Below are 13,040 nucleotides of genomic sequence, written 5' to 3'. Positions count from 1 at the left end.
AGGCAGTCTTCGTCCTTTTCAGAAGATTCCTCCCTTATACATATCGTTGAAGTTCGTATGCTGTCCTTCCAATTTCCGGGCCTCGTCGCCTTCGGGGTTCAGTTCGATGGATTTTTTCAGATCTTCGAAAGCACCTTCCTTATCGCCTTTCAGGTTTTTGGCACGGCCCCGTTCGGCGTATGCTTTGCCGAAGTCGGGCTTCAGGTCGATCGCTTCGTCGAAGAAAGTGATGGCTTCGTCCAAACGTCCTTGCGTGATCAGGAGGCCGCCGAGGAGCAACGTCGCTTCGTCACTGAACGGATTAAGTTCCAACACATTCTGGTAATCGGCCGTCGCAGCGTCGATATTGCCCATCGCCTCGTGGATACGACCGCGCAGCAGGTAGGATGTTTCTTCTTCAGGAGCCAGCGTGATGGCTTTTTCCACATCAGGAAGCGCTTCGGCCGCCTGCTGCATCGACAACAAGATCCGGGCACGCATCAGATAGGCATCCGTAAAATCTTCTTTCAGGGCGATCGCTTTCGTCAGGTCGGCAATAGCGCCTAACGGATCGGCAGTCGTCCGCTTCGCCTTCCCCATCAGGAACCAGGCCAAATGGTTCGTTTCTTCCAGTTCGAGAACATGCCGGCAATCGGCGATCACATCCGCATCCTTGTCCAGCATGAAAAGCACGTTCACCCTTGTCAGAAGCGTATTGATATGGTCCGGCTCAAGTTCTACCATACGGTTCAACACTTCGAGCGCTTCTTCCGGCTTATTCGCCGCCGTATAGGCTGCGACCAGGTAAGTCATTGTCTCGAAATCCTCCTGCAACTTCAACGCTCCGGTAAAACATTTGATGGCATACGCCACTTGCCCTATTTTCTGGGCACGGACACCGTCGTATTTCAGAATATCAAAATTTTTCTGATCGTTCTTGCTTTTTTCTTCTTCGGGCGTTAATGTCTTAGAAGAAGAAAATAGTGATTTAAAGAAATTTCCCATGATTTAATAACAAATTGTTTCCAGGGAGGCAAAGATACGAAAAGTCCGAACCCTTTTCATATTTTTTATGAAGAATCTATAAGTGAGTTTCAGACGTTTTTCTAATTTTGTACCAGAATTTTTAACTTGGGAGGGATTGTGCCAGCCATACCAACCGCACGCTTTCCCGTCAATAAATGAGTATGGAAAACATAGAAACTGGACTTTTATTAATGATCGTAGGAATGACCACTGTTTTCGCTATCCTGCTGATCGTTATCTATCTTGGGAAGGGCTTGATCGTATTGGTAAACAAATATGCCCCCGAAGAGATTATCGTAAAAAAACAAGTGACGCCACAAAGGCAAGCGGCATCGGCCGCCGGAATTACGAACCAGACAACTGCCGCAATCGTATCGGCTGTAAGCATTGTGACCGGAGGGAAAGGGAAAGTCGTCAAGATCGAGAAAATGTAAGTAAGAATATTTATATATATCATAATTATATCATGAAAAGAGAAATCAAATTTAGTTTGGTCTTCCGCGACATGTGGCAATCTGCCGGGAAATATGTCCCCACCGTAGACCAGCTAACACGGGTGGCACCGGCCATTATCGAGATGGGATGTTTCGCCCGCGTAGAGACCAATGGCGGAGGATTCGAACAAGTAAACTTATTATTCGGTGAAAACCCAAACAGAGCCGTACGCGAATGGACGAAACCGTTCCATGAAGCCGGCATACAAACCCATATGTTGGACCGTGCGCTGAACGGCCTGCGTATGAGTCCCGTACCTGACGATGTCCGCCAGTTGTTCTATCAGGTGAAGAAAGCACAGGGAACAGATATCGCCCGTACATTCTGCGGATTGAACGATGTCCGCAACATCGCTCCTTCCATCAAATACGCGAAAGCGGCAGGAATGATTTCGCAATGTTCGTTGTGCATCACCCACTCGCCGATCCACACGGTGGACTATTACACCAAGATGGCGATGGAACTGATCGAGCTGGGAGCAGACGAAATCTGCATCAAGGACATGGCCGGTATCGGTCGTCCGCATTCCTTGGGACAGATCGTTGCCAACATCAAAGCTAAACATCCCGAAATTCCGATCCAGTATCACAGCCATGCCGGCCCCGGCTTCAATGTGGCTTCGATCTTGGAAGTATGCAACGCCGGTTGCGACTACATCGACGTAGGCATGGAACCGCTTTCATGGGGTACAGGCCATGCGGATCTGCTGACCGTGCAGGCGATGTTGAAAGATGCCGGCTACAAAGTGCCGGAAATCAACATGGAGGCTTACATGAAAGTCCGCAGCCTGATCCAGGAATTCATGGACGATTTCCTCGGCTTGTATATCAGCCCGAAGAACCGCCTGATGAACTCGTTGCTGATCGGTCCGGGACTGCCGGGCGGTATGATGGGAAGCCTGATGTCCGACCTCGAAAAGAACCTGGAGACAATCAACAAGAGCAACATCAAGAACAACAAGCCGCTCATGAGCCAGGACCAGCTGCTGATCAAGCTGTTCAACGAAGTGGCTTATGTATGGCCGCGTGTCGGTTATCCTCCATTAGTCACTCCGTTCAGCCAGTATGTCAAGAACCTGGCGCTCATGAACGTGATGCAGATGGAAAAAGGGAAAGCACGCTGGAGCATGATCGCCGACGATATCTGGGATATGATCTTAGGAAAGGCAGGACGCCTGCCGGGTCCGTTGGCTCCTGAAATCATCGAGAAGGCAAAGGCCGAAGGACGCCAATTCTTCGAAGGGAACCCGCAGGACAACTATCCTGACGCGCTCGACAAATATCGCAAGCTGATGAACGAAAAGCAATGGGAAACAGGCGAAGACGACGAAGAGCTGTTCGAATACGCCATGCACCCGGCACAGTACGAAGCCTATCGTTCAGGAAAAGCGAAAGTGGAATTCAAGGCCGACGTGGCCAAGAGAAAAGCCGAAAAACAAACGGCTGCCCAACCTGCCGCCTCCGCGCCGTCTACCACGGCCGGTGTGACAATGGCTATGCCGACAACTCCGCAGGTCATGACTGTCGATGTGAACGGCCAAGCCTACAAGGTGACCGTCGCATTCGGAGACACAGCAAACGCTGCTCCGGCAGGGACACCTGCCGCTCCTGCTGCGGCATCAGCCCCCGCTACGGCTCCGGCCGCCGGTGCCGGTAAAGAAGTGCTTTCGCCGCTGGAAGGTAAATTCTTCCTCGTGAAAGGCGCTTCGGACACACCCGTAAAAGTGGGAGATGTAGTAAAGGAAGGTGATGTGCTTTGCTATGTGGAAGCCATGAAGACCTATAATGCCGTACGTGCGGAATTCGGCGGAACAATCACTGCGATCTGTTTGGCTTCCGGCGACGCGGTTTCTGAAGATGACGTATTAATGACGATACAGTAATGAACGAGATATTTCAAAATCTGTATGAAATGACTGCGTTCAGCAACATTATTGCTGAACCGCAGTTTCTGATCATGTATGCGATAGCGTTCATACTGCTTTATTTGGGTATAAAAAAGCAGTATGAACCGCTGTTGCTCGTTCCGATCGCGTTCGGCGTGTTGCTTGCCAACTTCCCCGGAGGCGACATGGGCGTGATACAAGCCGATGAAAACGGCATGATCAACGTGCACGGAGTGATGAAGAACATCTGGGAGATGCCGCTCCATGACATTGCGCATGAGTTGGGACTGATGAACTTCATCTACTACATGCTGATCAAGACAGGATTCCTTCCTCCTATCATCTTTATGGGTGTGGGAGCGTTGACGGATTTCGGGCCGATGCTGCGCAACCTGCGCTTGTCCATATTCGGAGCGGCTGCACAGCTGGGTATTTTCACCGTGCTGCTGGTAGCCATCCTGATGGGATTCACGCCGAAAGAAGCTGCATCTTTAGGTATTATCGGCGGTGCGGACGGACCGACAGCCATCTTTACGACCATCAAGCTGGCCCCTCACCTGTTAGGGCCGATTGCCATTGCCGCTTATTCCTATATGGCACTGGTTCCGGTTATCATCCCGCTTGTAGTCAAGCTTCTTTGTTCAAAGAAAGAGCTTAGCATCAATATGAAGGAGCAGGAAAAGAAATATCCGTCCACTACGGAGATCAAGAACCTGCGTGTCTTGAAGATCATCTTCCCGATTGTAGTAACTACGGTTGTGGCGCTGTTCGTGCCGAGTGCGGTTCCTTTGATCGGCATGCTGATGTTCGGTAACCTGGTCAAAGAGATCGGGACCAATACGTCCCGCCTGTTCGATGCCGCTTCGAACAGCATCATGAATGCAGCGACGATCTTCTTAGGATTGTCGGTCGGTGCGACCATGACGGCCGAAGCATTCCTGAACTTCACGACGATCGGTATCGTGATCGGAGGTTTCCTTGCATTCGCCCTCTCCATCGCGGGCGGTATCTTCTTCGTTAAGTTCTTCAACCTCTTTACGAAAAAGAAGATCAATCCGCTGATCGGGGCGACCGGCCTGAGCGCCGTACCGATGGCATCGCGCGTTGCGAATGAAATAGCATTGAAATACGATCCAAAAAACCATGTGCTGCAATATTGCATGGCCAGTAACATATCCGGCGTTATCGGTTCAGCCGTAGCAGCCGGCGTACTGATCTCGTTCTTAGGATAATTTCAAATACGGATTATATTTTTAGACACGGATTACACGGAATTTGTTCCAATCCGTGTCTAATTTAACATCCGTCAGTAAATTATTTGCTTTCAAATGCTGTAATCCCAAAATATTTACTTTAATTTGTGACTTGATATAGGATACATTTATCCTTTTCTTAAATGCGATTGAATATGATGGACACTCACGAAGCTAATTTGCCTACTGAAGAAAACGGCAAATTGGAAGAAACTAAAGCTCCGGAAACAACACCGGAAAACACGGCAGAGGAAGTAGTTGTAACAAACGAAACACCGGATGCCGGAGTTGCAGCAGAAGAAACATCTGAAGCAGAAGTCAAAACAGACGAAACTGCGGCAGGTGAAGAGGCTGTTGCGGCAGCGGGAAAATTGTCGAAAGAAGAAATTCTGGAGAAACTGACCGAGCTGGTCGGAGCGGCTGCAGACGCGACACGCAACGAGGTGGAAGCACTCAAACAGGCTTATTACAAAATCCACCGGAGCGAAGTGGACGAATTGAAGAAAGCATTCCTTACAGCCGGTGGTGAAGAAAAGGATTTTGTAGCACCGGAAGATGAGACCGAAAGCAAGATCAAAGAACTGCTCAATGTCTACAAAGAAAAACGTGCCGCCATCCTTGCCGAAGAAGAACGGGTCAAAGCAGCCAATTATGCATTGAAACTCCAACTGATCGACCAGTTGAAAGCGCTGACCGAAAGCCAAGAAGATTTCAACAAGCTATATAACGACTTCAAGGACATCCAGCAGAGATGGAAAGAAGTGAAAGCCGTTCCGCAGGAACACGTCAACGAATTGTGGAAGAACTATCAGGTATACAGCGAGAAGTTCTATGACATCATCAAGATAAACAACCAGTTCCGCGATTACGACTTCAAGAAGAACCTGGAGATGAAAACGGCTCTTTGCGAAACCGTCGAGAAACTGCAAACGGAACCGGATGTCGTATCCGCTTTCCACCAGCTTCAGAAACTGCATCAGCAATGGCGCGAAATAGGTCCGGTAGCAAAAGAACTGCGCGAAGACTTGTGGTCCCGCTTCAAAGCCGCTTCCACGATCATCAACAAACGCCATCAGGAACATTTCGAAGGACTGAAAGCGAAGGAACAGGAAAATCTGGAAGCCAAAACTGCCATTTGCGAGCAGATAGAGGGCATCGATTTCACGACTTTGAAATCATTCAAAGACTGGGAAGAAAAGAACAAAGAAGTAATTGCCCTGCAAACCAAATGGAAAACAATCGGTTTCGCCCCGAAGAAATCGAACGTAAAGATATTCGAACGTTTCCGTGCCGCCTGCGACGTCTATTTCAACCGCAAGAGCGAATTCTACAAGAGCATAAAGGACGAGATGGAAAAGAATCTCGAACTGAAGAAAGCCTTATGCGAAAAAGCAGAAGCATTGAAAGACAGTACAGACTGGAAAAGCACGACCGAAAAGATGATTTCCTTGCAAAAAGAATGGAAAACAATCGGGTCGGTAACCCGCAAACATTCCGATGCAGTCTGGAAACGTTTCATCGCAGCCTGCGACTATTTCTTCGAACAGAAGAACAAGAATGTCTCTTCTCAAAAGAGCGTTGAACAAACAAACCTGGCCACTAAAAAAGCCTTGATTGAAAAGATCAACGCAATCGACGAAGCAGACCATGACGAAGCGCTCGCCGTCCTGAAAGGCTATATGGCAGAATGGAACGCGGTCGGCCATGTTCCTTTCAAAGAGAAAGACAAGATTTACAAAGAATACCACGAAGCGGTAGACAAATTGTTCGACCGTCTCAAAGTAGACCAAAACGACCGTAAGATGCAGACTTTCCGTAGCAACCTCAGCGACATGAGCAGTGGCGAACGAGGAAAAGGGAAGCTCTACGGCGAACGGGAAAAACTGATGCGTATGTACGAACGGATGAAGAACGAACTTCAAACTTACGAAAACAACATCGGTTTCCTGAGCATCTCCTCCAAAGGCGGTGGCGGTTTGCTTAAAGAGATGGAACGCAAGATCGGCAAACTGAAAGACGAAATGGCACTCATCATCAAGAAGATCGATGCCATCGACGAAAACCTCGAATAAAACGGCAAAATTCCGTAAACCGAAATAAATCAGGCACGGATTACACGGATTTACACGGAAAGAAAACAATTACCCCGTGTAGTCCGTCTAATCCGTGCCTGGTTTATATACCATATACATATAGCATGAAGTCTAAACTACATTTCTTTAACCCAGGACACGAAACCGCCATACTGCATGGTTCTGAAAACTACACTCCCCCGGCAAACGTACAAAAAATGATCCGGGAGTTATCCTATCTTCCCGTCTGGTACGCAGACCCCGATGATTTTGTTTTTACGGAAGAAATCACATCGCCGCGTTTCTTCGCCTTACAACCGAAGGAGTTCAGACCGTTTGCCAAACTAATCTCCCACAAGGAGATCGAAAAGCAGAAGGAAAACCTGCCCGAGATGCAGGCTGCCCCTTGGGGACTTTCCCCGCACAGCCGTTCCCTTTTTGAAAGACTCCGGAAGAACGGCAACCTGAACCTTACGATTCCGGAATGGGAAGAAGAATATACCCGGTTGACAAGTCGCCGGACAGCGGCCGAATGCCTGGACAAAATACGGGAACTCCTACCCGATATGGATATACCGGTATCGCCCAAATTCTGCCAAAAAGTGAGAGAAGTGGAAAAATACCTGATCCTCCAGAATGCACCTTTCGTGCTGAAGACTCCCTATTCGTCCTCCGGCAGAGGACTGCTTTGGCTGCCTGAACGCAAACTGACGGCAAAAGACCGTACCTGGATCGAGGGCGCATTGAACAAGCAGGGGTGTGTCAGCATAGAATGCGCACTGGACAAATACCAGGATTTCGCGATGGAGTTTTATTCGGACGGAAACGGGAACGTACGCTACGAAGGACTTTCCGTCTTCGGGGCCGGAAAGAGAGGGGCTTATTCAGGAAACGTTCTGGGCGAACAGACCTATCTGGAAAGTTTCTTCATTAAAAACTTCGGTGACAAATTCCAGCAACTGAAAGAAGCTGCCGGAGAGGCAATACGGCAGATATACGGGAACATATACACCGGTTATCTGGGCGTAGACATGTTGGTCTATCGCAGAAAAACAAATGGCGAATTCGCCATACATCCCTGTATAGAAGTGAACATGCGCTATACGATGGGAATGGTAGCCTTGCGCATCAGCCAAAAATACCTGGCTCCCAACGCCCGTGGCGACATGCGCATCACTTACACAAGCAAACCGGGAGAGGCCTACGAGCAACATTGCTTTATGAAGAAGGCCTATCCGCTCGATATGAAAGACGGAAAAATAAGAGAAGGATATATTTCTCTCTGCCCGGTCACGAAAGAAACCAAATACAGGGCCTACATGCTGGTTTTCTGATTCTAACTTCTGTAAAGTTGACAAATCTTCACCTGCAAAGTCAGCATCCGGCAGAAATGAATCATAAAGCGGGCTTTATCAACAGCTCCTTTAGCTACCGGATTACTTTCTCAAAAATATAGGAAAAAACACAAAGGGAACCGACACCCGGCACTTTTTGACGTATATAACTAATAAACATTCCATTAACGAGTGTCAGTCAGGTGTCGGTTAGATGTCGGCTATGATATCCGACCGACACCTTTTGTTCCGGTTGTTCGCCCGAACTCTCCCCTTCTCATGGAGCAACTTGTTCGGAACATACCATGAACTATTTCGAATGTCATAGTAAACTAATTCAAAGCATAGCACATTCTATTTATATGTAGTACTACATATCACGAATAGGTAGTACCACATAACTACCTATTAGTAGTACTACATATAGGCAATTCATAGTAACTACCTATAGATACTTTACTATATGCTTTCATTTAGTTCTTCGGGGGTTTTGGCTTAGTTTGTGGCATGAAACGGATTAGTTTGCCGCCACACTCATGCCAACCCGTTCCGAGAGCTTCGACGTCGTTACCGGTTATGTTTGATCAGGTTCATAAATTCTTCGCGCGTTTTGGCCTGCTGGAAGAACCCGGTAAAGTCGGAGGTTGTGGTCAGGGAGTTTTGTTTTTCGACACCACGCATCTGCATGCACATATGTTGTGCCTCGATCACGACCATTACGCCTAACGGATCGAGCGTTTCCTGAATGCAGTCTTTGATCTGCATGGTCAATCGTTCCTGTATCTGAAGACGGCGGGCGAAGATATCCACGACACGGGGAATCTTGCTCAACCCTGTAATATATTTTTTGGGGATATAGGCAACATGGGCTTTCCCGAAGAAGGGCAACATGTGATGCTCACAAAGAGAAAAGAAATCGATATCCTTAACAATCACCATCTGTTTGTAATCTTCCTCCTTGAACATGGCACCGCGAAGCACGGCAGCGGGATCTTCCTGATATCCTTTCGTCAGGAACTGCATGGCTTTGGCAACACGTTCGGGCGTTTTCAACAGACCTTCGCGGTCTACATCTTCACCAAGCAGATTGATAATGCTTTTATAATGGCCGGCCAGTTCTTCGCGGGCCAGCAAAGTCTTCTCGTTTACTTCTTCACTCATTTCAATTCAATGGAATTTTGACTTCTTCCTTAACGATGTACATTTCTTTCTTATAGGCCGGGAACGCATCCATCAGGAGACGTTGCATGTGATAAGCTTCTTCGTGTGAACGGAAATCACCGATACGCAGACGCCAGAACGGAGCGTTGTACGTCACATAAGTCGGGACTCCAGGAAAAAGTTCCTTAATTTCTTTTTCTTTCCGGAAAGCTTCATCTTTGGACTTGCGCTGGTCATTGCCGGAAAACACCTGTGTACGATAGCCTTGTATTTTCAGGAAGGCTGTGCTATCAGTCTTTTCCACTCCTTCGCCATGCAAACGTTTACCGAGCATGCTACGAAGGGCATCCGGCTCGCGCACCACTACAGTTCCCTTTCCGGGAACTCTTTCCTGCAAGGCATCAATGATGTCTTCCGCCTGTCCGATACCACCCGTCTGAGCAGACAATGCAGATGCACCAAGCAACATACATAAAGACAAGATGTATTTCATATCAATTGACAATTGGCAATTGACAATTGACAATTACAATTGACAATATATTCCCCGGTGAATTTTTCCCCCGGAATAATTGCCAATTGTCAATTGTCAATTATCAATTAATTAAACGCTTCGATGATAGGCATGAATTTTTCAACAGCCAAAGAAGCGCCACCGATCAGACCACCGTCAACGTTCGGTTTAGCAAACAGTTCCTTAGCGTTGCCTGCGTTACAGCTTCCACCGTAAAGGATCGTGCAGTTGTCTGCAATTTCCTGACCATATTTAGCAGCCAGAGTAGCGCGGATATGAGCGTGGATTTCTTCAGCCTGGTCGGATGTGGCAGTCTTGCCCGTACCGATAGCCCAAACCGGTTCGTAAGCCAGAATGATCTTGCCGAAGTCTTCAGCAGACAGGTCGAACAAAGAGCCCTTGATCTGTGCATCCACAACATCGAAATGCTTGCCGGCTTCTCTTTCTTCCAGAACTTCGCCGATACAGAAGATAGGAGTCAGACCGTTGGCCAACGCCAATTCTACTTTTGTTTTCAGGATTTCCGGAGTTTCGTGATAGTAAGCACGTCTTTCAGAGTGGCCCAGGATCACATATTTCGCACCTGTGGAAGCAACCATAGCAGCAGAAACTTCGCCCGTGTAAGCACCTTTTTCCTTGTCTGCGCAGTTTTCGGCAGCAACACCGATCTTATTCGTATCGATAGCAGCAGCAACACTTGCCAAGTGAGTGAACGGAGTACCGATGATCACATCACAGTTAGGAGTTTTACCTTTAAGAGCTTCGTCCAAGCCTTTTGCCAAAGCAAGACCTTCAGGAAGGGTCGTGTTCATCTTCCAGTTTCCTGCAACAATATTCTTTCTCATGACTTAATTAATTAAATATGTAATACAAATAGTTATTTCTTTTCTTTCCGTTTGCGCCTGAAACGCAACAGGTCATATATCCAAACGAGCAACAAAGGTACGGTAAAAGTCAATAGGTTGGTAGCAAGCACCCCATCTTCTTTATTTTTTATATGGCTCTCGTCCAAACTGCGTTGCATAACCACCTTGATATCTTCTTCGGCCGGAATATCGTTGTAATGCCATTTGCCCAGTATCGTACCGCCTTTCAGCAGCACCAGGCCGGGGTTGGAACGGATAATCGTCTTAAGCAGCACTTCGTCTGCCATCCGGAAAGGATATTCGGCTCCGGTATTGTCGCTCCAGGCATCGATCGCTTCCGGCGAAGACCCCGTCACGCAATAGAACGGGATATCATGTTCGAGCGCATAATCATACACGCCGTTGATCTCATCCATCTGCCCGTCGTCCGCATCTTCCAGCTTCGGAGCGACAAGCAATAAAACAGGATCGGGATTTCCGATGATTTCTTCCGTCACATCATCACCCTTTCCATTGTAAATATTGAACGCGGCCACAGGAGGCTGATAGCCCTTCTTGACCAGCTCCGTCTTCGAATCCACGAACGTCCAGCTGCTGTCGTTTGCCGGATAGTCTTCAAGCGAGAACTCTTTCTTCACGCCGTCTTTTTCATACACGAACGTGTACTTGTATTCATCCTGCGGAGCCCCTTCAGGCATCTCCATCAGTTGCGGGATGTTCGCGCCTATTTTATACGGGCGGAAATCGATTACCGGCAAATGATTGTAATTATAATAAGCGAAACCGACACCGAACAGGTAAGCATACAAAGCGACAAACCAATATGCCCGGAAAGTGAAGCACTGGAACAGACGTTGGTTATAAACAAACGTAACGATAGCGGCAAGAGAGAGTATGATATTTTTAAAGAACGTCTCCCAATTGGAGATCACCAACGCATCTCCGAAGCAGCCGCAATCCGACACGGGATCGAAGAGGGCCAGATATAAGGTAAGCGGCGTCATAAACGCCATAAACGCCAAAATAAGGAAAGAGACATACCGCCGGTACACGCCCAACAGCATGCAGACGCCGAGCGCGAACTCGATTGCCGAAAGGTTGAAAGACAACAATACTGTAAAAGGTTGAAGCTTCTCCAATCCGAAAGAAGCCAGATATTCACCTATCTTGATCGCCCCTCCCATCGGATCGACTGCCTTGACAAAACCGGAAAAGACAAACACAACCCCGATCAACAAACGGCACAGTTCAACCCCTATCTTTAAAATAATATTCTTTCTATCCATTCAATTGTCAATTGTCAATTATCAATTGTCAATTCTCCCCATATTCCAGCTTGATCAAGCCAAACAGCGCATAGTTGATCATGTCCATATAGTTGGCATCGATGCCTTCGGACACGATCGTCTTGCCACCGTGGCTCTCTATCTGCTTCGTCCGATAGAGTTTCATCAGGATCAGATCCGTATAGGAACTGATACGCATGCCACGCCATGCTTCATCATAATCATGGTTCTTGGCATACATCAGCTCTTTTGTCTCCGTGATGTATTTATCATACAAGGCCAACGCCTCTTCATTGCTTATATCAGTTGTATCGGCAAATCCTTTTGCCAACTGTATCAAGCCGATAACCCCATAGTTCACAATTGCGACAAACTCAGGACGGATACCCTCATTCACCATGCTCACTCCTTTTATCTCAAGGCTGCGAATCCGGTTTGCCTTAATAAATATCTGGTCGGTCAGCGACTGCGGACGCATGATCCGCCACGAGGGACCGTAATCTTTCAACTTCTTTTCAAACAGTTCCCGGCATTGGGATATTACTTTTTCGAATTGTTCCTTCGTATCAGCCATACTTTCTTAGCATTTACATCCGTACAAAGATACGGAAATAAGACGAATGTTCAACTATCTTTTTTTCTTGAAAAACAATATCACATGCTGTAAGCCACGGATCGCCATGTGTTTAAACTATGCCGATTCAATCAATAAGCTTTAAAGGTTATAACGCACTCACTTCTTTTATCGATAAACCGGTACATTGTGCAATCGTTTCGATATTAATTCCTTGCTTTCTCAAATTGGCAGCGATAAGACGCTGTTCCTCGATTTTTCCTTTTTTTATCCCTTTCTCAATTCCCTTCTCCATCCCATCTTCGAAACTGGTATCGAGGGCGGCGGAAAGGTCGCGTTCAACGGAAAGGCTCAGTTCGTATTCCAAGCGTTGATCGGGGGTCATGCGCTCTACCTCCACGATGCTTTTCAGCTTCCGGAATATCTGATTGTTCAGCTCTTGGGGTAATCGTTCCATGATCTCGATGTTGTTTAAAACATATAACCACTTCTTATAAAGTGTATCACACTCATGCAAAGGTAACACAAATTTCGGCATTTCGATATAGATTTCGTTAAGTGTTTCGCTGAAGGGAAGCTTCAACTCCCGGTCCAT

11 protein-coding genes and 2 pseudogenes are annotated in these 13,040 nt (G+C 47.4%); 6 read left to right on the top strand and 7 right to left on the bottom strand.

The features are described 5' to 3' along the window. Positions 1 to 18 precede the first annotated feature (18 nt). Entirely contained in the window at positions 19 to 984 is a 966-nt protein-coding gene (locus BQ9893_RS09455) for a tetratricopeptide repeat protein (RefSeq protein ID WP_075965800.1), read from the bottom strand. A gap of 182 nt (positions 985 to 1,166) precedes the next feature. On the opposite strand from BQ9893_RS09455, the gene BQ9893_RS09450 reads away from it, so the two are divergent. From BQ9893_RS09450 to BQ9893_RS09430, 6 genes and pseudogenes are all read left to right on the top strand, one after another. Then, the gene (locus BQ9893_RS09450) at positions 1,167 to 1,439 is read left to right on the top strand and encodes an OadG family protein (protein WP_075965799.1); all 273 of its coding nucleotides are present in this window, start codon (positions 1,167 to 1,169) and stop codon (positions 1,437 to 1,439) included. Between the two features lie 32 nt (positions 1,440 to 1,471). Next, a pseudogene (locus BQ9893_RS09445) lies at positions 1,472 to 2,989 on the top strand (oxaloacetate decarboxylase); the annotation flags it as partial. Positions 2,990 to 3,013: 24 nt separating this feature from the next. Next, positions 3,014 to 3,382 (top strand): annotated as a pseudogene (locus BQ9893_RS22525) (acetyl-CoA carboxylase biotin carboxyl carrier protein); the annotation flags it as partial. After that, on the top strand, positions 3,382 to 4,617 hold the full coding sequence (locus BQ9893_RS09440) for a sodium ion-translocating decarboxylase subunit beta (protein ID WP_075965797.1): 1,236 nt from the start codon (positions 3,382 to 3,384) through the stop codon (positions 4,615 to 4,617). The pseudogene BQ9893_RS22525 and the gene BQ9893_RS09440, both read left to right, overlap by 1 nt. A 176-nt stretch (positions 4,618 to 4,793) precedes the next feature. Beyond that, on the top strand, positions 4,794 to 6,710 hold the full coding sequence (locus tag BQ9893_RS09435) for a DUF349 domain-containing protein (RefSeq protein WP_075965796.1): 1,917 nt from the start codon (positions 4,794 to 4,796) through the stop codon (positions 6,708 to 6,710). Between the two features lie 125 nt (positions 6,711 to 6,835). Further along, positions 6,836 to 8,044 (top strand): hypothetical protein, encoded by a 1,209-nt coding sequence (locus BQ9893_RS09430; RefSeq protein ID WP_075965795.1) that lies wholly within the window; start codon positions 6,836 to 6,838, stop codon positions 8,042 to 8,044. Between the two features lie 567 nt (positions 8,045 to 8,611). Here BQ9893_RS09430 and folE read toward each other — a convergent pair. The 6 genes from folE to BQ9893_RS09400 form a co-directional block, all read right to left on the bottom strand. Continuing rightward, positions 8,612 to 9,205, bottom strand: coding sequence for a GTP cyclohydrolase I FolE (gene folE, locus BQ9893_RS09425; RefSeq protein WP_075965794.1), 594 nt, complete (start codon positions 9,203 to 9,205; stop codon positions 8,612 to 8,614). 1 nt (position 9,206) lies between these two features. Continuing rightward, entirely contained in the window at positions 9,207 to 9,698 is a 492-nt protein-coding gene (locus tag BQ9893_RS09420; protein WP_075966095.1) for a cell division protein, read from the bottom strand. A gap of 107 nt (positions 9,699 to 9,805) precedes the next feature. Continuing rightward, positions 9,806 to 10,564 (bottom strand): triose-phosphate isomerase, encoded by a 759-nt coding sequence (gene tpiA / locus BQ9893_RS09415; protein ID WP_075965793.1) that lies wholly within the window; start codon positions 10,562 to 10,564, stop codon positions 9,806 to 9,808. Between the two features lie 32 nt (positions 10,565 to 10,596). Then, positions 10,597 to 11,871, bottom strand: coding sequence for a BT_3928 family protein (locus BQ9893_RS09410; RefSeq protein WP_075965792.1), 1,275 nt, complete (start codon positions 11,869 to 11,871; stop codon positions 10,597 to 10,599). A 28-nt stretch (positions 11,872 to 11,899) separates the two neighbouring features. Continuing rightward, positions 11,900 to 12,445: a DUF1599 domain-containing protein gene (locus BQ9893_RS09405; protein WP_075965791.1), complete on the bottom strand. Its 546-nt coding sequence runs from the start codon at positions 12,443 to 12,445 to the stop codon at positions 11,900 to 11,902. Between the two features lie 148 nt (positions 12,446 to 12,593). Beyond that, positions 12,594 to 13,040 (bottom strand): PD-(D/E)XK nuclease family transposase (locus tag BQ9893_RS09400; protein ID WP_208610808.1); only part of this gene is annotated, 447 nt, incomplete at its 5' end.

This window comes from Parabacteroides massiliensis, from assembly GCF_900155425.1.
In the GTDB taxonomy this organism is placed as follows: Bacteria; Bacteroidota; Bacteroidia; order Bacteroidales; family Tannerellaceae; genus Parabacteroides; species Parabacteroides massiliensis.
The sequence above is the reverse complement of the archived record's forward strand: the minus strand, read 5'-3'. Positions and strand labels throughout refer to the sequence as shown.

Coding starts and splice junctions, on each gene's coding strand:
- BQ9893_RS09455 (WP_075965800.1), bottom strand. CDS start 984: ATGGGAAATTTCTTTAAATCACTATTTTCTTCTTCTAAGACATTAACG.
- BQ9893_RS09450 (WP_075965799.1), top strand. CDS start 1,167: ATGGAAAACATAGAAACTGGACTTTTATTAATGATCGTAGGAATGACC.
- BQ9893_RS09440 (WP_075965797.1), top strand. CDS start 3,382: ATGAACGAGATATTTCAAAATCTGTATGAAATGACTGCGTTCAGCAAC.
- BQ9893_RS09435 (WP_075965796.1), top strand. CDS start 4,794: ATGATGGACACTCACGAAGCTAATTTGCCTACTGAAGAAAACGGCAAA.
- BQ9893_RS09430 (WP_075965795.1), top strand. CDS start 6,836: ATGAAGTCTAAACTACATTTCTTTAACCCAGGACACGAAACCGCCATA.
- folE (WP_075965794.1), bottom strand. CDS start 9,205: ATGAGTGAAGAAGTAAACGAGAAGACTTTGCTGGCCCGCGAAGAACTG.
- BQ9893_RS09420 (WP_075966095.1), bottom strand. CDS start 9,698: ATGAAATACATCTTGTCTTTATGTATGTTGCTTGGTGCATCTGCATTG.
- tpiA (WP_075965793.1), bottom strand. CDS start 10,564: ATGAGAAAGAATATTGTTGCAGGAAACTGGAAGATGAACACGACCCTT.
- BQ9893_RS09410 (WP_075965792.1), bottom strand. CDS start 11,871: ATGGATAGAAAGAATATTATTTTAAAGATAGGGGTTGAACTGTGCCGT.
- BQ9893_RS09405 (WP_075965791.1), bottom strand. CDS start 12,445: ATGGCTGATACGAAGGAACAATTCGAAAAAGTAATATCCCAATGCCGG.